At 62.0% G+C, this 22,028-nt stretch carries 15 protein-coding genes and 3 pseudogenes; 12 read left to right on the top strand and 6 right to left on the bottom strand.

Annotation, left to right across the window (positions count from 1 at the left end; all coding sequences use genetic code 11):
• Window positions 1-8 precede the first annotated feature (8 nt).
• Genes CO657_RS35120 through CO657_RS35140 form a run of 5 tightly spaced genes read right to left on the bottom strand, consistent with a single transcriptional unit; the run spans window position 9 to window position 5,919 of the window.
• Complete coding sequence (locus tag CO657_RS35120; protein ID WP_054185187.1) at window positions 9-845, bottom strand: HpcH/HpaI aldolase/citrate lyase family protein; 837 nt, start codon at window positions 843-845, stop codon at window positions 9-11.
• Entirely contained in the window at window positions 842-1,294 is a 453-nt protein-coding gene (locus tag CO657_RS35125) for a MaoC family dehydratase (protein WP_054185188.1), read from the bottom strand. The genes CO657_RS35120 and CO657_RS35125 overlap by 4 nt, the downstream gene beginning before the upstream one ends.
• A complete protein-coding gene (locus CO657_RS35130; protein ID WP_054185189.1) occupies window positions 1,294-3,159 on the bottom strand; it encodes an acetyl/propionyl/methylcrotonyl-CoA carboxylase subunit alpha in 1,866 nt (621 codons plus the stop codon). The genes CO657_RS35125 and CO657_RS35130 overlap by 1 nt, the downstream gene beginning before the upstream one ends.
• 7 nt (window positions 3,160-3,166) lie before the next feature.
• The gene (locus tag CO657_RS35135) at window positions 3,167-4,777 is read right to left on the bottom strand and encodes a carboxyl transferase domain-containing protein (RefSeq protein ID WP_054185190.1); all 1,611 of its coding nucleotides are present in this window, start codon (window positions 4,775-4,777) and stop codon (window positions 3,167-3,169) included.
• Window positions 4,774-5,919 (bottom strand): isovaleryl-CoA dehydrogenase, encoded by a 1,146-nt coding sequence (locus CO657_RS35140; protein ID WP_054185191.1) that lies wholly within the window; start codon window positions 5,917-5,919, stop codon window positions 4,774-4,776. Before CO657_RS35140 ends, CO657_RS35135 begins: the two co-directional genes overlap by 4 nt.
• Window positions 5,920-6,064: 145 nt before the next feature.
• Here CO657_RS35140 and CO657_RS35145 point away from each other — a divergent pair, with 145 nt between their 5' ends.
• Window positions 6,065-6,325: a type II toxin-antitoxin system Phd/YefM family antitoxin gene (locus tag CO657_RS35145; protein WP_054185192.1), complete on the top strand. Its 261-nt coding sequence runs from the start codon at window positions 6,065-6,067 to the stop codon at window positions 6,323-6,325.
• A gap of 245 nt (window positions 6,326-6,570) precedes the next feature.
• On the opposite strand, the gene CO657_RS35150 is transcribed toward CO657_RS35145, so the two are convergent.
• Window positions 6,571-7,641 (bottom strand): AraC family transcriptional regulator, encoded by a 1,071-nt coding sequence (locus CO657_RS35150; protein ID WP_054185193.1) that lies wholly within the window; start codon window positions 7,639-7,641, stop codon window positions 6,571-6,573.
• A gap of 84 nt (window positions 7,642-7,725) precedes the next feature.
• On the opposite strand from CO657_RS35150, the gene CO657_RS35155 reads away from it, so the two are divergent.
• The 11 genes and pseudogenes from CO657_RS35155 to repA all read left to right on the top strand — a co-directional run bounded on the left by CO657_RS35155 (window position 7,726) and on the right by repA (window position 21,988).
• The gene (locus CO657_RS35155) at window positions 7,726-8,493 is read left to right on the top strand and encodes a 3-hydroxyacyl-CoA dehydrogenase (protein ID WP_054185194.1); all 768 of its coding nucleotides are present in this window, start codon (window positions 7,726-7,728) and stop codon (window positions 8,491-8,493) included.
• A 20-nt stretch (window positions 8,494-8,513) separates the two neighbouring features.
• A complete protein-coding gene (locus CO657_RS35160) occupies window positions 8,514-9,695 on the top strand; it encodes an acetyl-CoA C-acyltransferase (RefSeq protein WP_054185195.1) in 1,182 nt (393 codons plus the stop codon).
• A 14-nt stretch (window positions 9,696-9,709) separates the two neighbouring features.
• A complete protein-coding gene (locus tag CO657_RS35165) occupies window positions 9,710-10,837 on the top strand; it encodes an acyl-CoA dehydrogenase family protein (protein ID WP_054185196.1) in 1,128 nt (375 codons plus the stop codon).
• A 64-nt stretch (window positions 10,838-10,901) separates the two neighbouring features.
• Window positions 10,902-12,134, top strand: a complete 1,233-nt coding sequence (locus tag CO657_RS35170) for a 3-methyl-2-oxobutanoate dehydrogenase (2-methylpropanoyl-transferring) subunit alpha (RefSeq protein WP_003591701.1) — start codon at window positions 10,902-10,904, stop codon at window positions 12,132-12,134.
• Between the two features lies 1 nt (window position 12,135).
• A complete protein-coding gene (locus tag CO657_RS35175) occupies window positions 12,136-13,149 on the top strand; it encodes an alpha-ketoacid dehydrogenase subunit beta (protein WP_054185197.1) in 1,014 nt (337 codons plus the stop codon).
• A gap of 3 nt (window positions 13,150-13,152) precedes the next feature.
• The gene (locus tag CO657_RS35180; protein WP_054185198.1) at window positions 13,153-14,382 is read left to right on the top strand and encodes a dihydrolipoamide acetyltransferase family protein; all 1,230 of its coding nucleotides are present in this window, start codon (window positions 13,153-13,155) and stop codon (window positions 14,380-14,382) included.
• Between the two features lie 3 nt (window positions 14,383-14,385).
• A complete protein-coding gene (gene lpdA / locus CO657_RS35185) occupies window positions 14,386-15,783 on the top strand; it encodes a dihydrolipoyl dehydrogenase (protein WP_054185199.1) in 1,398 nt (465 codons plus the stop codon).
• Between the two features lie 1,896 nt (window positions 15,784-17,679).
• Window positions 17,680-18,137: pseudogene (locus CO657_RS35190) on the top strand (helix-turn-helix domain-containing protein); the annotation flags it as partial.
• A 544-nt stretch (window positions 18,138-18,681) separates the two neighbouring features.
• Window positions 18,682-19,942, top strand: a pseudogene (gene ltrA / locus CO657_RS35200) (group II intron reverse transcriptase/maturase).
• Between the two features lie 80 nt (window positions 19,943-20,022).
• Window positions 20,023-20,511 (top strand): annotated as a pseudogene (locus CO657_RS35210) (IS630 family transposase); the annotation flags it as partial.
• Between the two features lie 280 nt (window positions 20,512-20,791).
• Window positions 20,792-21,988, top strand: a complete 1,197-nt coding sequence (repA, locus tag CO657_RS35215) for a plasmid partitioning protein RepA (RefSeq protein ID WP_054185131.1) — start codon at window positions 20,792-20,794, stop codon at window positions 21,986-21,988.
• The last annotated feature ends 40 nt before the right edge of the window (window positions 21,989-22,028 follow it).

Genomic DNA, 22,028 nt, shown 5'->3' on the forward strand with positions numbered 1-22,028 from the left:
GGCGGAGGCTATTGTCCGGCGCTCTTCAGAAGGCGGAGCGCGAGCTTGAGGTGCGGTAGGTCAAGCATGCGCCCGTCAAGCTGGATGACGCCGGCGTCGGGGCTGGCGGCAAAGGCGGCGGCGACTTTCTCGGCCCAGGCGATTTCGGACGCATCCGGTGTGAAGGCGTGGTTGATCGTCTCGATCTGGCTCGGATGGATGGCCATCATGCCGGAAAAACCGTCGCGCCGGCCGCGGCCGGCATAGGCCCTCAAACCGTTGAGATCGCGGAATTCGGGATAGACGGTTTCGATCGCCGGAACGACGGCTGCATGTGCTGCGAACAGCGTGAGCGAACGGGCAAGCTCGTAAGGCGGCGTATACCGGCCATCGGTTCTCCGCGCGGTTGTCGCCCCCATCGCGGCCGGCAGATCCTCGGCCCCCCAGGTCAGGCCGCAGAGACTGGCCGAAACCTCCCGGTAGCTGCCGATCTCGAAGATAGCGGACGGCGTTTCCGTTGCGATCGGCAGGATGGGAATAGCCGATGCGAGGGAGTTTGCGAGCTTCAGCACGGAAGCGGCGCCCTCGGCCTTCGGCAGCATGAGGGCGAAGGGATGAAGGCCGGTCAGGGCGGCAAGGTCGTCTTCGAATTCAGGCGAGGCGAGGGGATTGATGCGGATCAGGAGAGCGGTCTCGCCGGAATGGCGCAGAGCGAACTCGTGCACGTTTTCTCGTGCCCTCGGTTTATTCGCAGGCGAAACCGAATCTTCCAGATCGAGAATGACGGCATCGGCGCCCGAGGCGAGCGCCTTTTCGAAACGGTCCGGCCGGTCGCCGGGCGCAAAGAGCAGCGAGCGCAGCCTCATGACAGCTTCACCTTCAGCATCGCCGTGCGCAGGCACTGACAGACGATCTCATCGCGCTGGTTGAGGGTGATGTGCCGGAAGGTGACGATGCCGGCGTTGGGGCGGGAGTTCGAGCGGCGCAGCTCCGTCACCTCGGTTTCTACCCTGAGCGTATCGCCGATAAAAACCGGCTTCGGCATCGTCACCTTGTCGTAGCCGAGATTGGCGACGAGCGTGCCGAGCGTGGTGTCGCCGACCGAAAGGCCGACGGTGAGCGCAAAGGTGAAGGTGCCGTTGACGACGATCCGGCCGAATTCGGTGCCGGCTGCATATTCGGCATCGAGATGCAGCGGCTGCGGATTGTGGGAGAGCGTCGAAAACAGCAGATTGTCGGTCTCGGTGACCGTCCGGCGGATTTCGTGGGCGATGCGGTCGCCGACCGTCCATTCGTCGAAATAGCGGCCGGCCATCACTCCTCTCCCTTCATGACGCTGGCGACCAGCTGATTTTCCGAGACGCGGACACCCGGGGAAACCTGCAATTTGCCGACGATGCCGTCGAAGGGCGCCCGCAGCGAATGTTCCATCTTCATGGCTTCGACCGCCAGCAGGCGGTCCCCCTTGGCGACAGGGTCGCCTTCGGCGACATCCACCGAGATGACGAGGCCGGGCATGGGTGACAGGATGGCGCCATCGCCCACGCCGTGATTTGCCTCGATTTCGCTCGCCTTCGGCAGGCCGATCGACCAGGCATTGCCGGCATCGAAGAGCACCATCGTGTCGTCGATCTCGATCGTCTTTGCTTTGAGGCCGGCGCGCGCACGCCCCCAATGGAGATGACCGTCGATGCGCACGCGCACGCGGCTGTCGCGCGTCGCAGCGATGCGGAAGCCGGAAAGTGCGGACCAGGGATCGCCATCCGTAGCCTTCGAAAGTGCCGCGGCTGCCCTGTCGACGACAGTTTCATCCGGCTCGCTCGCCACAAGGCTTTCGCCGTGGCGGTCGAGGAAGCCGGTATCGATCCTTGCAGCGCGAAAATCCAGATCAGTGGCGATGCGGGCGAGAAGGCCGGCATTCGATCTGACCGGCCAGACCTCGATGCCGGCGCAGGCGGCTGCGAGCTTCGACAGCGCTGCCTCGCGGTTCGGCCCGTGTGCAATGATCTTGGCAATCATCGGATCGTAAAAGGCGGTGATCTCATCGCCCTCATCGATGCCGCTATCGACGCGGACGGACGTCGGGAGTTTGAGATGGTCGAGCCGGCCGGTCGAGGGCAGGTAGCCGGCGGCGGGATTTTCGGCATAGAGCCGGGCTTCGAAGGCCCAGCCGCTGACGGCGATCTCGTCCTGGCTTTTCGGCAGGGGCTCGCCGCTGGCGACCTTCAACTGCCAGAGGACCAGATCCTCGCCTGTTATCGCCTCGGTAACGGGATGTTCCACCTGCAGCCGCGTGTTCATTTCCATGAACCAGATACGGTCGGGATGCAGGCTGTGGGAGGCGTCGGCGATGAATTCGATGGTGCCGGCGCCGACGTAATTCACCGCTCTTGCAGCTTTGACCGCCGCATCGCAGATCGCTGCCCGAGTGGCGGCATCGAGGCCGGGGGCAGGGGCCTCCTCGATCACCTTTTGATGCCGGCGCTGCAGCGAACAATCGCGTTCGAAGAGATGTACGCAATTGCCTGCTTTGTCGGCGAATACCTGCACCTCGATATGACGCGGATTGGCGATATAGCGCTCGATCAGCACGCGGTCATCGCCGAACGCGGCCGCGGCCTCGCGGCGGCAGGAGGCAAGATGGTCGGCGAAATCCTGCGCGCGGTCGACGCGGCGCATGCCCTTGCCGCCGCCGCCGGCGACCGCCTTGATGAGTACGGGATAACCGATGGCATCGGCTTCGGCCGCAAGCCTTGCTTCGCTCTGGTCCGGGCCGAGATAACCGGGGGTCACGGGCACGCCGGCTGCCTGCATCAATTCCTTGGCGGCGTCCTTCAGCCCCATCGCCCGGATGGCTGCCGGAGGCGCCCCGACCCAGATGATGCCGGCTTTTTCCACCGCTTCGGCGAATTCGGCATTTTCCGACAGGAAACCGTAACCGGGATGGATCGCGGCAGCGCCGGTTTTTCGGGCGGCCTCCAGGATTCTTGCCTCAGAGAGATAGCTTTCGCGCGCCGGCGATGGGCCGATGGCGATCGCCTCGTCCGCCTCTCTCACGAAGGGCAGGCCGGCATCGGCCTCGGAATAGACGGCGATCGTGCGAATGCCGAGCATCTTGGCGGTGCGGATGATGCGGCGGGCGATTTCGCCCCTGTTGGCGATGAGAAGGCTTTCCATCATCACCGCCTCACATCCTGAACAGGCCGAATCGCGGCCCTTTCGGGATCGGCGCATTCAGGCAGGCGGAAAAGGCAAGGCCCAGCACATCGCGTGTCTGGCGCGGGTCGATGATGCCGTCGTCCCAGAGGCGGGCGGTGGCATAATAGGGATTGCCCTCGGCCTCGTAGCCGGCGCGGATCGGCGCCTTGAAGGCTTCTTCCTTATCGGCCGCCCAGTCTTCTCCCCGCGCCTCCATCGCATCACGGCGGATGGTGGCAAGCACCGAGGCCGCCTGCTCGCCGCCCATCACGCTGATGCGGCTGTTCGGCCAGGTGAAGAGGAAGCGCGGGCGATAGGCGCGGCCGCACATGCCGTAATTGCCGGCGCCGAAGCTGCCGCCGATGATGACGGTGACCTTCGGCACGGTCGCGGTCGCAACCGCGGTGACCAGTTTCGCGCCATCCTTGGCGATGCCGCCGGCCTCATAGCGGCCGCCGACCATGAAACCGGAGATGTTCTGCAGAAAGAGCAGGGGAACCCGGCGCTGGCAGGCAAGCTCGATGAAATGCGCGCCTTTCAGCGCACTTTCGGAAAACAGCACGCCGTTATTGGCGATGACGGCGACCGGCATGCCCCAGATGCGGGCGAAGCCGCAGACGAGTGTCGTGCCGTAGAGCGGCTTGAACTCATGCAGTTCCGAGCCGTCGACGATCCGGCCGATCACTTCGCGCACGTCATAGGGCGAGCGCACATCATCCGGGATGAGGCCGCAGAGATCTTCGGGATCGAGTTTCGGCGGCTGCGGTCGCTTGAGGTCGATATCGACGGATTTGACGCTGTTGAGGGTGGCTGCGATATCGCGGATGAGCAACAGCGCATGTTCGTCGTTTTCGGCGACATGATCGACGACACCGGAGCGGCGGCCATGGGTCTCGGCGCCGCCGAGTTCTTCGGCCGAAATGATCTCGCCGGTGGCGGCCTTCACCAGCGGTGGGCCGGCGAGGAAGATCGTGCCCTGGTTGCGCACGATGACCGTCTCGTCGGACATGGCGGGCACGTAGGCGCCGCCGGCGGTGCAACTGCCCATCACGCAGGCGATCTGTGGGATTCCCTCGGCCGACATTTGCGCCTGGTGGTAAAAGATTGCACCGAAATGGTCGCGGTCGGGAAAGACCTCGGCCTGATGCGGAAGATTGGCGCCGCCGCTATCGACCAGATAGAGACAGGGCAGCCGGTTCTGCAGGGCGATCTCCTGCGCCCGCAGATGTTTCTTCACCGTTAGCGGGTAATAGGCGCCGCCCTTCACCGTCGCGTCATTGGCGACGATCATGACCTCGCGGCCGGAAACGCGGCCGATGCCAGCGATGATGCCGGCGCCCGGCGCCTCGTCGCCATACATGCCGTTGGCGGCCAGCGTGCCGATCTCCAGGAAGGGGCTGCCGGCATCGAGGAGCAACTGGATGCGGTCGCGCGGCAGGAGTTTACCCTTGCTTGTGTGGCGCTCGCGTGCCGATTGCGATCCGCCCTCGCGCGCTTTCGCCGAACGGGCGTGGAGCTCGTCGATCAGGGTTCTGCTCTTGACGGCATTGGCCTTGAAGCTGTCGCTGTCGCGGTTGATCGCGGTCGAAATCACCGTCATGACGCAATGAGCTCCCGGCCGATCAGGTAGCGGCGGATCTCGTTGGTGCCGGCGCCGATATCGTAGAGCTTGGCATCGCGCAGGAAGCGCTCGAGCGGCCATTCCTTGGTATAACCAGCGCCGCCGAGCGCCTGGATCGCCTCCAGCGAAACCTTCACGGCATTCTCGCTGGCAAAGAGGATCGCGGCGGCCGCATCCGTGCGTGTCCCCCGGCCGGCGTCGCAAGCGCGGGCGACGGAATAGACATAAGCGCGCGCCGAATTCAGCGCGACATACATGTCGGCGATCTTGGCCTGCATCAGCTGGAAATCGCCGATCGGTTTGCCGAACTGCTTGCGATCGCGCACATAGGGCAGCACGACATCGAGGCAGGCCTGCATGATGCCGAGCGGACCGCCGGCAAGCACGGCGCGCTCGTAATCGAGGCCGGACATCAGGATCTTCACGCCTTCCCCCTCCCGGCCCATCAGCGCCTCGGCCGGCACCTCGCAATCCTCAAACACCAGTTCGGCCGTGTCGCTGCCGCGCATCCCAAGCTTAGAGAGCTTCTTCGAGACGCTGAAGCCGAGCAGACCTTTTTCGATGATGAGGGCGGAAATGCCCTTGGGGCCGGCGGCGGGATCGGTCTTGGCGTAGACGACGAGCACGTCGGCATGCGGCGCATTGGTGATCCAGAATTTGGTGCCGTTCAGGATATAGCGGTCGCCCTTTTTCTCGGCCCGCAGGCGCATCGAGACGACATCGGAACCCGCGCCAGCCTCCGACATCGCGAGCGAGCCGACATGTTCGCCTGAGATCAGCTTCGGCAGATGGCGGTGCTTCTGTTCCGGCGAAGCCCAGCGGCGGATCTGGTTGACGCAGAGATTGGAATGGGCGCCGTAGCTCAAGCCCACCGAGGCCGAGGCGCGGGAGACTTCCTCCATGGCGACGACATGTTCGAGGTAGCCGAGACCGGCGCCGCCGAATTCTTCCTCGACGGTGATCCCATGCAGCCCGAGCGCTCCCATCCGGGGCCAGAGCTGGCGCGGAAACATATTGCTTTCGTCGATCTCCGCGGCCAGCGGAGCAATATGATCGGCCGCAAACCGCGCCGTCGTTTCACGGATCGCGTCCGCGGTGTCGCCGAGCGAAAAATCAAACATGGCACTCCTCCCGTTGGAATATGTAGCGCGGGTTGCGGAAGGTTCAAAGTGTCTCTGATTTGGATGCGGCTGAGAGCCATCCCATCGACGCTGTGCTGTTTTCTTGAAAATATGGAATATATGGAATTAAAGCCGGAGGTTTATCATGCGACAATTCACGACAGGGGATCTCAACAAGCAGGTCGGCGATGTCACCGATGCTGCGAGTCGGGAGCCGATCGTTCTTACCCGGCACAACAAGCCACGTTTCGTGCTGATGAGCTATGAACATTACGAGCGGATGCGCAGTGGCATGGACCCGCGTGGCGCCCATCACCTCTCGGAGATGCCGGACGAACATGCCGACTTGTTCGGCGAAGCGATCGAGCGGCTGGCGAAGGGTGAAGGCTACGACGATGAGCCATGAGTTTCGCCCGGGGGAAGTGTGAGGCGCCTAACCGTGCCACCCTCATGCCTGTGCTTGTCACAGGCATCCAGCCGCCGCGCGTCGGCGCGGTGAATGACTCATTGCTCTTCGTAGGCGAGTCTCTTGCGCCCAAGGACTTGGGCGCGCTGGATGCCTGTGACAAGCACAGGCATGAGGGGAGTATGTTGGACGACCAGTGCCAAACAGTCGCGCCGTTCTATGACTGTGCCGACGTGAATCTCATCTTACCGCTCGCGGCCCTGTTCCCCAGACCCCTCCCGCCGGAAAGCCTCCGGACTCTTGCCCATCCATTTCCGGAAGGCCCGGAAGAAGGCGCTGGGTTCGGAATAACCGAGCTGCACGGCGATCTCACCAATGGTCTTTGGCGTGTTCAGCAGCAGGTCGACGGCGAGATCCCGGCGGATATCGTCCTTGATGGCGGCATAGCTTTGCCCCTCGTCATGCAGCCGGTGGCGGAGCGTCGAAGGTGGCATGCGCATATCGGCGGCAAGGGCGGCGAAGCTCGTCCAGGCATTGGGTGTGGCCTGGCTCAAGCGCCGGCGGACGGCGGCGGCGATGCCGGCATCGTAACGGTAACGCACCAGAATATTGGCGGGCGCGCCGCGCAGGAATTGTTTAAGCGCCTGTTCGCTGCGCGCCACCGGCAGGGCGAGCAAGGCGCTGTCGAAGCCGAACCGGCTGATGGCTTGCGAAAAGCGCACCGGTGCACCGAAGAAGAGCCGGTAGTCGGCGCCTTGCGCGGGCTCGGCGCAGCGGAAATCGACGAGGCGGATCGGGATGCGCCGGCCGACCAGCCAGCAGGTGATGCCGTTCAGGATGATCCAGTAGGTGCGGTAGGCGAAAGGCGAACGCGGGCCGCCGGCATCCCTGAGTTCGACCTCGGCAAGACCGTCGCGGACGACGAGCCGCCCGCAGGGATCGTCGAGCACGATATCGAGGAAGCGCAGCGCCCGGCGCAGCGCATGACCGAGCGTCGGCGCGTGCAGCACGCAATGACAGAGCAGCGTGAAGCTGCCGCTGCGCATCGGCCGCGCGCCCATGCCGAAGAATTCGTCGTCGAGTTCGGCGGCGATCGCCAGCCAGAGCCCGCCATAGGTCTCGGCTGAGACCGGCTGGTCGATGACCGGCGGCAGGCCGAGGCGGGCAAGGATCGGTTCCGTCGGCTTGCCGAGCCGCCGCAGGCTGTCGAGCGCTTCCTCGACGAAACCCGGCGCGATCATGCGTCGCTCGATCTCGGCCATATCAATCCTCGTTCTATAGCAAAACTGGCCGAAACAATGAAGCAGTTCTGTCATCGCTTGCAATAGGTGGAGCGAATAAAATCATCCCTGCCGGTTGCGCTTCGAAGAGGGCATGGCCGGCCGGGGAGGAACAGATCGATGCTGATCCGTGGAGCAAGTTTCATCGTCACCGGCGGCGGCTCAGGACTGGGTGCGGCGACGGTGCGTGCGCTCGTCGAGGCCGGCGGGCGCGTGACGATTGTCGATCTCAATACCGAAGCGGGCGAAGAGGTCGCCCGACAATTCGGCAGCGACGCGCGCTTCGTTAAGGCGGATGTGACCGATGGCGAGGCGGCAGCGGCAGTGGTTGCGGCTGCGGTCGAAGCTTTCGGCGGCTTGCGCGGATTGGTGAACTGCGCCGGTGTCGCGCCGGCCGAAAAGGTGATCGGCCGCGACGGGCCGCACCGGCTGGAGAGTTTTGCGCGCACCATCGGCATCAATCTCATCGGCACGTTCAACATGATCAGGCTTGCCGCCGCCGCGATCCAGAATGCGGAGCCGGATGGCGAAGGCGAACGCGGCGTCATCGTCAATACGGCCTCGGTCGCCGCCTTCGAGGGGCAGATCGGCCAGGCGGCCTATGCTGCCTCCAAGGGCGGGGTGGCGGCGATGACCTTGCCTATTGCCCGCGAGCTTGCCCGTTACGGCATTCGCGTCGTCTCGATCGCCCCCGGCATTTTCGAGACGCCGATGATGGCCGGCATGCCGGACGAGGTACAAGTCGCACTCGGCAAGAGCGTGCCGTTTCCGCCGCGGCTCGGCCGGCCGGCGGAATTTGCCGGGCTGGTGCGCCATATCTTTGAAAACAACATGCTGAACGGCGAGGTCATCCGCCTCGACGGCGCATTGCGGATGGGTGCGCGGTGAGCGTCGCCCGAGGAGGAAATATGGCATTGCAGGACCCCATCGTCATCGTCGGGGCGGCGCGCACCCCGATCGGCAGCTTTCAGGGAGAGCTGAAGGAGGCGACAGCGCCGGAGCTCGGAGCCGCGGCGATCCGCGCAGCGCTCGAGCGCAGCCGGGTCGAAGCCGAGGCGATCGAGGAGGTCGTCTTCGGTTGCGTACTGCCGGCGGGGCAGGGGCAGGCGCCGGCGCGTCAGGCGGCCATCCATGCCGGTCTGCCCTTTGCGACCGCGGCGAGCACCGTCAACAAGATGTGCGGTTCCGGCATGAAGGCTGTCATGATGGCGCATGACCTGATCGCCGCCGGCAGCGCTTCGCTGGCCGTCGCCGGCGGCATGGAAAGCATGACGAATGCGCCCTATCTCCTTGATCGAGCCCGCGCCGGCTACAGGCTCGGCCATGGGCGTGTCGTGGATCACATGTTCCTCGACGGGCTGGAGGATGCTTATGACAAGGGGCGCTTGATGGGCAGCTTCGCGGAGGATTGCGCCGAGGCCTATCAGTTCACGCGCGAGGCGCAGGACAACTACGCCATCGCCTCTCTGACGCGGGCGCAGAAGGCGATCGCCGACGGCTGTTTCGAAAGCGAGATCGTGCCGGTTACGGTGGGCAGAGCCGCACAGGTGGCGAACCGCGACGAACAGCCGGGGAAGGCCAGGCTCGACAAGATCCCGACGCTGAAACCGGCTTTTCGCGACGGCGGCACGGTGACTGCGGCCAATTCCAGCTCGATCTCCGATGGCGCGGCAGCCCTGGTGCTGATGCGCCGCTCCGAGGCGGAGCGTCGCGGCCTGACGCCGCTCGCCACGATCCTCGGCCACGCCACGCATTCGCAGGCACCCAACCTTTTCGCCACCGCGCCGATCGGCGCGATGCAGAAGCTCTCCGCCCGGACCGGCCTGGCGCTTTTCGACGTCGATCTCTTCGAAATTAACGAGGCTTTCGCCGTCGTCGCCATGGCGGCGATGCGCGATCTCGACCTGCCGCATGAAAAGGTCAACGTGCATGGCGGCGCCTGCGCGCTCGGCCATCCGATCGGCGCATCGGGGGGCCGGATTTTGGTGACGCTGCTCTCGGCGCTGCAGCGATACGGACTGAAGCGCGGCATGGCCGCGCTCTGCATCGGCGGCGGCGAGGCGACGGCTGTCGCCATCGAGCGGCACTAGGGGAGGAAGGTGAGATGATCCTGTCCGAACTTCAGCAGCAGATCACAGATCTCGCCCGCGACTTTGCCCGTGAACGGCTGGCGCCGGGAGCGGCCAAACGCGACCGGGAGCATCTCTTCCCGCGCGAGGAACTGAAGGAGATGGGCGAACTCGGGCTGCTCGGCATGCTGGTGCCGGAGGCCTATGGCGGTTCGGATACCGGCGTTATCGCCTACGCCGCAGCCCTCGAGGAGATTGCTGCCGGCGACGGGCCGTGCTCGACGATCATGAGCGTGCATAGTTCCGTCGGCTGCGTGCCGATCCTGAAATTCGGCACCGAAGAGCAGCGGCAGCGCTTCCTGCCGAAACTGGCAAGCGGCGAGTGGATCGGCGGTTTTGCGCTGACCGAGCCGCAGGCCGGTTCCGACGCCTCGAACCTGAAAACCCGGGCGCGGCGAGACGGCGATCATTACGTCATCGATGGCGCCAAGCAGTTCATCACCTCGGGAAAAAACGGCAATGTCATCATTGTCTTTGCCGTCACCGATCCTGATGCCGGCAAGAAGGGCATCACCGCCTTCATCGTGCCGACGGACACGCCGGGATACGAGGTGATCCGCGTCGAGGAAAAGCTCGGCCTGCACTCCACCGACACCTGCCAGATCGCTTTCAACGCTATGCGTATCCCCATCGAGCTAAGGCTCGGGGCGGAAGGTGAAGGTTACCGCATCGCGCTCGCCAATCTCGAGGGCGGGCGGATCGGCATTGCCGCGCAGGCGGTCGGCATGGCGCGGGCGGCCTTCGAGGCAGCACGCGATTACGCTAAGGAGCGCATGGCCTTCGGCAAGCCGATTTTCGAGCATCAGGCTGTCGCCTTCCGCCTTGCCGATATGGCGGTGCGGATCGAGGCGGCGCGCCAGCTGGTCTTTCATGCCGCTGCCTTGAGGGAGGCCGAGCTGCCCTGTCTGTCGGAAGCCTCGATGGCGAAGCTCCTTGCCTCGGAGATGGCCGAGCGTGTTTGCTCCGACGCCATCCAGATCCATGGAGGTTACGGTTACATGGCCGATTATCCGGTCGAGCGCATCTATCGTGATGTGCGCATCTGCCAGATCTATGAGGGAACGAGCGACGTGCAGCGCATGGTGATCGCCCGCAATCTATAAGAACCATCACCGGCCCTGCTTCCGGGGAGGGAGGCACGGCCGGCAAAGGGAGGAAAGAAAAGACATGGTGGATTCCGCTCGTTTGAGCCTGCACGTCCCCGAACCCGCCGTTCGCCCGGGCGGCCAGCCCGATTTTTCCAACGTCAAGATCGCCAAGGCCGGTTCCGTGCCGCGGCCAGAGGTGGATGTCGCCTCGGAAGATATCCGCGATCTCGCCTATTCGATCATCCGCGTCTTGAACCGCGACGGCGAGGCGGTCGGCCCCTGGGCAGGATCGCTCTCCGACGAGGAGCTGCTGACCGGGCTTCGCAATATGATGAAGCTGCGCGCCTTCGATGCCCGCATGCTGATGGCGCAGCGCCAGGGCAAGACCTCCTTTTACATGCAGCATCTCGGCGAAGAAGCCGTCAGCTGCGCCTTCCGCAAGGCGCTCATCAAGGGAGACATGAATTTCCCGACCTATCGCCAGGCCGGCCTGTTGATTGCCGACGACTATCCCATGGTCGAGATGATGAACCAGATCTACTCGAACGAGAGCGATCCCTTACGCGGACGGCAGCTGCCGATCATGTATTCCTCCAAGGAGCATGGCTTCTTCACCATCTCCGGCAATCTCGCCACCCAATATGTGCAGGCCGTCGGCTGGGCGATGGCCTCGGCGATCAAGAACGACAGCCGCATCGCTGCCGCCTGGATCGGCGACGGGTCGACGGCGGAATCGGATTTCCACTCGGCGCTCGTTTTCGCCTCGACTTACAAGGCGCCTGTCATTCTCAACATCGTCAACAATCAGTGGGCGATCTCCACCTTCCAGGGCATCGCCCGCGGCGGTTCCGGCACCTTTGCCGCCCGCGGCCTCGGCTTCGGCATTCCGGCGCTGCGGGTCGACGGAAACGACTATCTCGCCGTCCATGCCGTCGCCCGCTGGGCGGCCGAGCGGGCACGGCGCAATCTCGGCCCGACGCTGATCGAGTATGTCACCTATCGCGTCGGCGCGCATTCGACCTCCGACGATCCGAGCGCCTATCGGCCGAAGACGGAATCGGAGGCCTGGCCTCTCGGCGATCCCGTGCTGCGGCTGAAGAAACACCTGATCGTCAAGGGCGCATGGTCGGAGGAGCGGCATGTGCAGGCGGAAGCCGAAATCATGGACGAAGTGATCGAGGCGCAGCGCCAGGCGGAAGCGCATGGCACGTTGCATGCCGGCGGCAGGCCGTCGGTGCGCGATATTTTCGAGGGCGTCTATGCCGAGATGCCGCCGCATATCCGCCGTCAGCGGCAGAAGGCGGGGTACTGACATGACCAGGATGACGATGATCGAGGCGGTGCGCAGCGCCATGGACGTCTCGATGGCGAAGGACGACAATGTCGTGGTTTTCGGCGAGGATGTCGGCTATTTCGGCGGTGTCTTCCGCAGCACGCAAGGGCTGCAGGCAAAATACGGCAGAACCCGCTGCTTCGACACGCCGATCAGCGAATCCGGCATCGTCGGCACGGCGATCGGCATGGCGGCCTATGGGTTGAAGCCCTGCGTCGAAATCCAATTCGCCGATTATATGTATCCGGCCTATGACCAGCTGACGCAGGAGGCGGCGCGCATCCGCTACCGTTCCAACGGCGATTTCACCTGCCCGATCGTTGTGCGTATGCCGACTGGCGGCGGCATCTTCGGCGGCCAGACGCATAGCCAGAGCCCGGAGGCGCTCTTCACCCATGTCTGCGGGCTGAAGGTGATCGTGCCGTCCAACCCTTATGACGCCAAAGGCCTGCTGATCGCGGCGATCGAGGATCCGGATCCCGTGATGTTCCTGGAGCCGAAGCGGCTCTATAACGGCCCCTTCGACGGCCATCACGAGCGGCCGGTCACACCCTGGTCGAAACATGATCTCGGCGAGGTGCCCGACGGTCATTACACGATCCCGATCGGCAAGGCGGAAGTACGGCGTGAGGGATCGGCGGTAACAGTGGTTGCCTACGGCACGATGGTGCATGTGGCGCTTGCCGCCGCCGAAGATGCCGGCATCGACGCCGAAGTGATCGATTTGAGAAGCCTGCTGCCGCTCGACCTCGATACGATCGTCAAATCGGTTTCGAAGACCGGGCGCTGCGTCGTCGTGCATGAGGCAACGCTGACGTCGGGCTTCGGTGCGGAGGTGGCAGCCCTGGTGCAGGAACATTGCTTCTATCAGCTCGAAGCCCCGGTTGTGCGCGTCGCCGGCTGGGATACGCCCTATCCGCATGCGCAGGAGTGGGATTATTTCCCTGGTCCCGGCCGTGTCGGGCGGGCGCTTGCCGAAGTCATGGAGGCCTGAGCCATGGGCGAATTCATCATCAAGATGCCCGATGTCGGGGAAGGCGTCGCCGAGGCCGAGCTTGTCGAATGGCATGTGAAGGCGGGAGATCCGGTCCGCGAGGACATGGTGATCGCCGCCGTCATGACCGACAAGGCGACGGTGGAAATTCCCTCTCCCGTCAATGGCACCGTCATCTGGCTTGCCGGCGAGGTCGGAGACCGTATTGCGGTCAAGGCGCCGCTGGTGCGGATCGAGACGGCGGGCGATGCCGGCGAGGCCCAGCCCGTGCAGATCTCGCAGGCGCCGGTTGCCGAGACAACGAAAATCGAGGCTGCGAAGCCTGCTCCGGCAGCGCCGGCTCCTGCGGCTGCACCGGCTGAAAAGCCGCTCGCCGCGCCTTCCGTGCGGCTCTTCGCCAGGGAAAACGGCGTCGATCTCAGGCAAGTGCAGGGGACGGGACCGGCCGGGCGTATCCTGCGCGAGGATATTGAGCAGTTCCTGGCTCAGGGAACCGCGCCTGTGACGGCCAAGAACGGTTTTGCCAGGAAGACGGCGACCGAGGAGATCAAGCTGACCGGCCTGCGCCGCCGCATCGCCGAGAAAATGGTGCTCTCCACCTCGCGCATCCCCCACATCACCTATGTGGAGGAAGTCGATATGACTGCGCTGGAGGAATTGCGCGCCACCATGAACGGCGACCGCAGGGAAGGTCATCCGAAGCTGACGGTTCTGCCCTTCCTGATGCGGGCGCTGGTCAAGGCGATTTCCGAGCAGCCCGAGGTCAACGCCACCTTCGACGACGATGCCGGCCTCATCACGCGTTACAGCGCCGTGCATATCGGCATCGCCACGCAGACGCCGGCCGGGCTGACCGTGCCGGTGGTGCGGCATGCGGAAGCCTGCGGCATCTGGGATTGTGCCGCCGAGATGAACCGGCTGGCGGAAGCGGCGCGCTCGGGCACGGCGACACGCGACGAGCTTTTGGGCTCGACGATCACCATCAGCTCGCTCGGCGCGCTCGGCGGCATCGTCTCGACGCCGGTCATCAATCATCCTGAAGTGGCGATCATCGGCGTCAACAAGATTGCGACGCGCCCCGTATGGGACGGCGCGCAATTCGTGCCGCGCAAGATGATGAACCTCTCCTCCAGCTTCGATCATCGCATCATCGACGGCTGGGATGCGGCGACCTTCGTGCAGCGCGTCCGCACGCTGCTCGAAACCCCGGCGCTCATTTTCATCGAAGGCTGAGCCATGAAAGAAATTGTCTGCAAGCTCCTTGTCATCGGCGCCGGTCCGGGCGGTTATGTCTGCGCCATCCGCGCCGGCCAGCTCGGCATCGATACCGTCATCGTCGAGGCCGGCAAGCCGGGCGGCACCTGCCTGACGGTCGGCTGCATACCCTCCAAGGCGTTGATCCATGCGGCCGAGGAATTCGACGCCACGCAAAAGATGCTCGCCGGTAAGAACCCGATGGGCATCCGTGTCGAAGGCGCCTCGATCGATCTTGGCAGGACGATTGCCTGGAAGGACGGCATTGTCGGCCGGCTCACAGGCGGCGTCTCCGGACTGCTGCAGAAGTCCCGGGTCAAGATCGTCCACGGCCGGGCTCACTTCCGCGACGGCAAGACGGTGGAGGTGGAAACGGAGACCGGCCAGCAGATCATCCGCGCCGAGACCGTGGTGATCGCCACCGGCTCCGATCCGGTGGAGCTTTCCAACCTGCCGTTCGGCGGCCGGGTCATTTCCTCGACGGAGGCGCTGTCGCTGACGGAGCTGCCGAAGAAGCTCGTCGTGGTCGGCGGCGGTTATATCGGGCTCGAACTCGGCACCGCTTTTGCCAAGATGGGCTCGGAAGTGACGGTCGTCGAGGCAACGCCGCAGGTGCTGCCGCTCTATGATGCCGAGCTGGTGCGGCCCGTCCTGCGCAGGCTGACCGATATGAGTATCCACGTTTTGACCGGCGCGAAGGCAATCGGTCTTACCGACAACGGCGAGGCATTGATCGCCGAAACCTCCGATGGTCGGCGAGAGACCCTGCCGGCGGACCGCATTCTCGTCACCGTCGGCCGCCGCCCGAGAACCGCAGGCTCCGGTCTCGAAGAGCTCGATCTCGATCGCGCCGGCCCTTATCTGAGGATCGACGACCGCTGCCGCACCTCCATGCGCGGGATCTATGCGATCGGCGACGTGACCGGCGAGCCGATGCTGGCCCATCGAGCCATGGCGCAAGGGGAGATGGTGGCCGAGATCATCGCGGGCAAGAAGCGCGCCTGGGACAAGCGCTGCATTCCGGCCATCTGTTTCACCGATCCGGAGATCGTCAGCGCCGGCCTTTCGCCGGCGGAAGCGCGGGCGCAAGGCTATGAAGTCCGCACCGGCCAGTTTCCGTTCAGCGCCAATGGACGAGCAATGACGATGCTGTCGGAGGAAGGCTTCGTGCGGGTCGTTGCCCGCGCCGATACCAACCTCGTTCTCGGCCTGCAGGCGGTGGGGGCAGGCGTCTCCGAACTCTCGGCGGCTTTTGCGCTGGCGATCGAGATGGGCGCGCGCCTGGAAGATATCGCCGGCACGATCCACGCACATCCGACCCGCAGCGAAGCGGTGATGGAGGCGGCGCTGAAAGCCCTGGGGAGTGCTCTGCATATTTAGCTGGCAAAGACCGCGGGTGGCAGCATCCGGCGAAACCTTTTGGGTAGAGGTCGAACGCTCTCGGCGCAATGAGGGCGACGACCTTCAGCTGGTGGCGCTGCCTTCAAGGAAGTTTCTAGCTGCGTCGACGCGTGAACGTTCAACAAACTCATGCGCAGTGTTTTCCGTCTCTTGCAGACTGGCATAGCGATTGAAGCGTATCGCGATCTAAAATGTTTTCCATCACGTGATGCTGCATCCTGGCGACCGGTAAATCAGGGGGCGCTGGGTGCTGTAAGATAGGGACCTGATGCGACTGCCTCTTTGGCTCGCGTAGCCATGATCAGCCGCGTGGAGTAGCAACCATCAACGCTGTCCCGTTTCCGTTCCGCTTTCGGACCAGTGCGCGCGCCAAGTGATCCCGACCCCTAAGCCGACGGATGCCACGAGACGGCGATCACAAATTGGTTTTGGCTGCGGCAGTCCATGGCCTTGAAAATTAATCCTCTAGAGGGATGGGACGCTATGGTGCCAAGATTAAGAGCAAGTCTGTTGCCAAAGCGCGTACGACCCGCCATATGAATGTTGCAGACATCTTTGCAATATCGCATCGGGCGTGCGCGGCGCGGCGATGCTATTTCTTGAAGGCTCGATGCCGGCGACGGTTCCTTTTACTGAAGACCATTCGCGCAAATTCCTGGTCTGGTTAACACACTGAAATTGCAAGTATTCTTGCCTATTTTGAACGTAACCTGAGCATCACTTCCGTCTCCCATGATCAGGGAAAACTACGGCCCCGAAAATCCCATCAGCATCGTCCTGTGAAACGTTGACTGCCAAAGCATGTTAGGTCTTCCTCCGACGGATCTTCGCTGCAGTGCCTAGGCTAGGAATCGAAGCTCGGGAACGTCTTGCTTAGGCACTATGTGGAGAGCTTCCTCAAAACCGCTGTCCTTGGTCGATGCAGTCTGCGATGCCCGCCGCGACAAGACGGCGATTAGATGGCCTTGGTAGAGGCTTCGGCGGCCGTTTGGACGGTTCTCGACAGTCTCGACTACAGGTCTGCGGCCGATCCGCGTACCAGCAATGTTCTCCCTTCGCTGCATACCGATCACGGTGACCGTACAGATGGTCCAGTAGGAACTGGCAAGGAGGAGGTGATCGAGAAGCACGGGAGGGCCTTCTTCTTAGGCTGCGCCTCCTTGTCAGCTTTGGAGCGCGGTCTCTATTTCCGATCGAGGCTATCCCGCTATTCCTGACAATGGTGGTCCCCGCGTGCCTCGATAGCAAGGAGATTAGGCTTGCTAAACCATAATCCGGTCCAGGCGAGAGGGAGCTACTTTCAACATCGCTCGTCCCTCCAGAATCAAATCAGCGTGATGTGATCCGCCGGCCGACATCCCTCTCGCGCCCCCCAAAGTGCAAGGCGGCAGGTCCAAACATGAACTTTCCTCCTCAAACTGCCGCCGAGACTTCACGGCAAATGCACCAAGCACCAAGACAGAAAAAAGCTTCAACATCCCGGGATTTTAGTCCGAGAAGAAGTTTCCCTGTCCGTTGGTGAAAGAACGTGGAAGCGCCGCCTCTCGGCCCCACTTCGCGGCCGCCTCACCGCCTTCGGATGAGAGAATGGTTAGATTGTCACAACATACGCCGCGACGATCAGAGCATGCAGCATCGGGCGCCCTTATCCTGCTTCGAGAGCTTTTACTCGTCTCAGCAAGACGCACATCAATATCACGCTAAATGGTTAGATCAGTTTTAAAGCGGCTGGGAGTGCCGAAGGTCCGCACTCCGCAGCCGATAGGCTAGGTGCGCCGCTCTAGAGCGGGATGATTTTAGGTGGAATCGCAATTGGGATTCCCTTTTGGACGCAAATCAGATTCATCCTTCAGGCCGGTAAGGAGGCCGGTCTGGATGGCGAGACCTTTTTCGAATGATCTGCGAGAGCGTGTTGTCGGGGCGGTGACGCAGGAGGGGCTGTCGTGCCGGGCTGCGGCCAAACGCTTCGGTATTGGCATCAGCACCGCGATCGATTGGATACGGCGGTTCCACGCAACGGGCAGCGCAGCACCCGGCCAGATGGGCGGCCACAAGCCGCGGGCGATCTGCGGTGGCCACCGGGAATGGCTTGTCGAACGCTGCCGCGCGAGTGCGTTCACGCTGCGTGGGCTGGTCGCGGAATTGGCGGAGCGGGGTCTGGATGTGGATTACCGGTCCGTCTGGGCCTTCGTCCGGGATGAAGGGCTGAGTTATAAAAAAAGACGCTGGTCGCCAGCGAACGGGAGCGACCCGACGTCGCCGCCAGGCGGGCGCGCTGGCTGAAGCATCGCCATCGCATCGATCCGGCCCGTCTTCTCTTCATCGACGAAAGTGTGCTGCAGAGCAGCGGAAGGAGTTCGACATGAACTAAGACCGTAGCGTAAAGCTGCGTGAATGATGGAGGATGGCCCTCCGGGATCGGCTTTCAGGAGCGGGTCTCAAACCAGTCCGAGCTGCTGCGGTAAAGAGCCGTGGTGGTGAGCGTCGGATGAAAAAGTTCGGACGAGATCCGAGCAGGTGCGTGTCCGAAAGACGAACGAAAGTGAACCCTCCGAAGACGCGCCGTTATGAATATAAGCGTCGTCGAAACCAGGACTGTTTCGTCATCCTGGGACAAGTCCGCCGGGTGCCTGATGATTGGGCGGGCGGCGACCGGCGTAGAGGGGGCGTGAGTTGGACATAGGCTTTCACGCGGAACTGCAGGAACCAGGCTCCTGATGCCAAGGGAGAAACCCAAGCGGAGAAACCGTAAGGCGAGAGTACCGATGCAGGAGACTGGGGCGGACCGATCCGTATGAGCGTTGAAGGCCCTGTAATGGGGCCAGAGCAAAGGGATCGGATCAGGTGGTCGTATTGTTTGGAACAACTGGAAACAGGATGACTTCGATAGGTACGACAGGCAAACCGTTTCGGATTGAGAAGCGGCAAGTGTACGAAGCTTATAAAGCGGTCAAAGCCAACCATGGCGCAGCCGGGGTGGACGGTGAGACGTTGGAGATGTTTGAGAAAGATCTTGCGAGAAATCTCTACAAGATCTGGAATCGGATGTCTTCTGGGGCTTACTTTCCACCGCCGGTGCGCGCTGTCTCCATTCCAAAGAAGACTGGAGGCGAAAGGGTTTTAGGTGTGCCGACTGTCAGCGATCGGATCGCGCAGATGGTAGTCAAAGCAGATGATTGAGCCGGATTTAGACTCCCTCTTTCTTCCAGACTCATATGGGTACAGGCCGGGGAAGTCGGCCTTGGATGCCGTCGGCGTGACGCGCCAGCGGTGTTGGAAGTATGATTGGGTTTTGGAATTCGACATCAAAGGACTGTTCGACAATCTTCCACACGATCTCTTGCTGAAGGCGGTCAGGAAGCACGTTACATGCAAGTGGGCTCTGCTCTACATCGGAAGATGGCTGGCAGCGCCGATGGAGAAGAATGGTGAGATTGTTGCGCGAACGTGCGGCACCCCGCAAGGCGGTGTTGTCAGTCCCTGCCTCGCCAATCTCTTCATGCACTATGCGTTTGATTTGTGGGTGACGCGGATGCATCCCGACCTACCATGGTGTCGATATGCCGACGATGGTCTTGTTCACTGCCAGAGCGAACAACAAGCCGAAGCCCTCAAGCTGGAGCTGAGTGCTCGCCTCTCAGCATGCGGACTGCAGATGCATCCGACAAAGACCAAGATCGTTTACTGCAAGGATCAACGGCGCAGAGAGGCGTATCCGAATGTCGCATTCGATTTTCTCGGGTATCAGTTCAGGCCGCGACGGGTGGCGAACACACAGCGGGACGAGTTCTTCTGTGGCTACACGCCTGCGGTCAGTCCGACGGCGCTCAAGTCAATGCGGGCGACGATCAAAAGCTTGAACATCCCGCGGCAGACGCCGGGGACGCTGGCCGAAATTGCCAAACAGCTCAATCCGCTCCTCCGGGGATGGATTGCCTATTATGGACGGTACAGTCGCTCGGCCCTGTCTACTCTGGCTGATTACGTCAATCAGAAACTCAGGGCTTGGATCAGGCGGAAGTTCAAGCGCTTTCAGTCCCATAAGACGCGTGCCAGTCTCTTCTTGCGAAAGCTGGCACGGGAAAATCCGGGGCTGTTCGTACATTGGAAGGCGTTCGGAACGAACACGTTTACCTGATGGGAGCGGTGTGAATCGAGAGGTTCACGCACCGTTCTGCGAGAGGCCGGCAGGTGAAATCCCTCCGGTGTACTCACCCCTGGACGAAGACGAACATGGCGCCGCTCAGAGGCTGGGCGCCGCGTGGCGAACGGCTCTTGGGCAAAGCTCCTTTCGGCCATTGGAATACGATGACGTTCATCGCCGCGCTTCGAACCGACCGCGTCAGCGCACCATGGATCATCGATGGCCCCATCAACGCCGAGCGCTTCCTCATCTATGTCGAAAAGGTGCTGGTGCCAGAGCTCAAACCTGGCGACATCGTCGTGATGGACAATCTCGGCTCGCATAAAGCCAAGGCGATCCGGGTCGCCATCCGTAGGGCCGGCGCCCGACTATTCTTTCTGCCGCAATACTCCCCAGATCTCAATCCGATCGAGAAGCTCTTCGCCAAGATCAAACACGGGCTGCGACAGGCACAGGCCAGAACCCGCAACGCCATCGACGACGCACTGGCAGCCATCCTCCAAACCGTCTCGCCAAAAGAGTGCCTAAACTACTTCAAGGAAGCCGGATATGAACGGACGTAAAATCATCCCGCTCTAGCGTAGCGAACTCGGAATGTCCTGGCGCGGGAATTAGCTAAGTCGTTGTCTGGTCCGCGTAAATTCTTTGTTTTGACGGCCGTCAATATCCCTATGACTTCACGCTCGCTGCCTATTTTTTTGACCTGGGAACCTTGCCCTTCTCGCAATCACACTTTTGCATTTAATATCATTAATTTTCCTTGGTCTGCCATAGAGAATCGGGGATAATGACGCAATTTCGTCGATTCCGGCGATTCTATCGACATAATGGCAAAGAGGTCCGATGAGCGCGGTCAGTTCGTTACCGTCATTCGAATTTGACGACAAAATCCTGATGCAAGGAGCGGAGATATCGCGCAAGCTTGATCAATTGCGTCTGGAGAATTTTCCGCCCGATGCCAGAAAGACCCTTCGAAAGTTTTCGGTGGCTGAAGTTGCGCACTATCTGGGCGTCACGCCAAGCAATTTGAAGCGTCTGTACCTCGACGGCAAGGGCCCAACTCCGATCGCAATGTCTGGAAATCGTAGGTACTATACTGCGCACCAGATGCTGGAGCTCCGCTACTTTCTCGACAGGACCGGGAAAACCGAAGCTAAGCGGTATGTTCCGCATCGCAAGCAAACCGATAAGCTTCAAGTCATTGCGGTTGTCAATTTCAAGGGGGGGTCTGGCAAGACGACGACGGCCGCTCATCTTGCCCAGCACCTTGCGCTGACTGGGCATCGCGTTCTGGCTGTCGATCTCGATCCTCAAGCGTCTCTTTCCGCTTTGCACGGGTTCCAGCCGGAATTGGATAAAAACCCCTCGCTCTACGATTCTATCCGCTATGATGACGAACGCAAACTTATCTCCGACATCATAATGCCCACCAATTTTCCCGGTCTTGATATTATTCCCGCCAATCTGGAACTGCAGGAATACGAGTACGACACGCCGCTGGCCATGCAGTCCGGGACCGAAGGCAAGCGGTTTTTCACCCGTTTTGGAAAAGTGCTCGAAGACGTGGATAGCCGTTATGATGTCGTCGTGGTGGATTGCCCGCCGCAACTGGGGTATCTCACCTTAACCGCACTCACTGCTGCCACATCTGTTTTAATTACCGTCCATCCACAGATGCTGGATTTGATGTCGATGTCGCAGTTCCTCCTCATGCTCGGCAACATTACGAAAACAATCAAGAAGGCGGGCGCCAATGTGCGAATGGATTGGCTGCGCTACCTGATCACTCGCTTTGAGCCTACCGACATTCCTCAGGTCCAGATGCTTGGTTTCATGCAATCAATGCTGGCTCAGGAGATCCTAAGGAGCCCGATGGTGAAAACGACGGCGATTTCGGATGCCGGCCTGACCAAGAGAACCCTTTATGAGTTAGATCGCTCAAATTTCACCCGCGAGACCTACGATCGCGCGATGGAATGTATGGATGCAGTTAATTTCGAAATCCAAGGCCTAATTCATAAGGCATGGGGGAGACTTTGATGATGTTGACTGCCGTCAAAACGTTAATTTCTCCAATTGA

Source organism: Rhizobium acidisoli, from assembly GCF_002531755.2.
Classification (GTDB): Bacteria; Pseudomonadota; Alphaproteobacteria; order Rhizobiales; family Rhizobiaceae; genus Rhizobium; species Rhizobium acidisoli.

What these genes read in the sequence shown, in the direction of transcription:
- CO657_RS35155 (WP_054185194.1), top strand. Translation starts at nt 7,726, where the DNA reads ATGCTGATCCGTGGAGCAAGTTTCATCGTCACCGGCGGCGGCTCAGGA.
- CO657_RS35170 (WP_003591701.1), top strand. Translation starts at nt 10,902, where the DNA reads ATGGTGGATTCCGCTCGTTTGAGCCTGCACGTCCCCGAACCCGCCGTT.
- CO657_RS35120 (WP_054185187.1), bottom strand. Translation starts at nt 845, where the DNA reads ATGAGGCTGCGCTCGCTGCTCTTTGCGCCCGGCGACCGGCCGGACCGT.
- lpdA (WP_054185199.1), top strand. Translation starts at nt 14,386, where the DNA reads ATGAAAGAAATTGTCTGCAAGCTCCTTGTCATCGGCGCCGGTCCGGGC.
- CO657_RS35180 (WP_054185198.1), top strand. Translation starts at nt 13,153, where the DNA reads ATGGGCGAATTCATCATCAAGATGCCCGATGTCGGGGAAGGCGTCGCC.
- CO657_RS35125 (WP_054185188.1), bottom strand. Translation starts at nt 1,294, where the DNA reads ATGGCCGGCCGCTATTTCGACGAATGGACGGTCGGCGACCGCATCGCC.
- CO657_RS35130 (WP_054185189.1), bottom strand. Translation starts at nt 3,159, where the DNA reads ATGATGGAAAGCCTTCTCATCGCCAACAGGGGCGAAATCGCCCGCCGC.
- CO657_RS35165 (WP_054185196.1), top strand. Translation starts at nt 9,710, where the DNA reads ATGATCCTGTCCGAACTTCAGCAGCAGATCACAGATCTCGCCCGCGAC.
- CO657_RS35140 (WP_054185191.1), bottom strand. Translation starts at nt 5,919, where the DNA reads ATGTTTGATTTTTCGCTCGGCGACACCGCGGACGCGATCCGTGAAACG.
- CO657_RS35150 (WP_054185193.1), bottom strand. Translation starts at nt 7,641, where the DNA reads ATGACAGAACTGCTTCATTGTTTCGGCCAGTTTTGCTATAGAACGAGG.
- repA (WP_054185131.1), top strand. Translation starts at nt 20,792, where the DNA reads ATGAGCGCGGTCAGTTCGTTACCGTCATTCGAATTTGACGACAAAATC.
- CO657_RS35175 (WP_054185197.1), top strand. Translation starts at nt 12,136, where the DNA reads ATGACCAGGATGACGATGATCGAGGCGGTGCGCAGCGCCATGGACGTC.
- CO657_RS35135 (WP_054185190.1), bottom strand. Translation starts at nt 4,777, where the DNA reads ATGACGGTGATTTCGACCGCGATCAACCGCGACAGCGACAGCTTCAAG.
- CO657_RS35145 (WP_054185192.1), top strand. Translation starts at nt 6,065, where the DNA reads ATGCGACAATTCACGACAGGGGATCTCAACAAGCAGGTCGGCGATGTC.
- CO657_RS35160 (WP_054185195.1), top strand. Translation starts at nt 8,514, where the DNA reads ATGGCATTGCAGGACCCCATCGTCATCGTCGGGGCGGCGCGCACCCCG.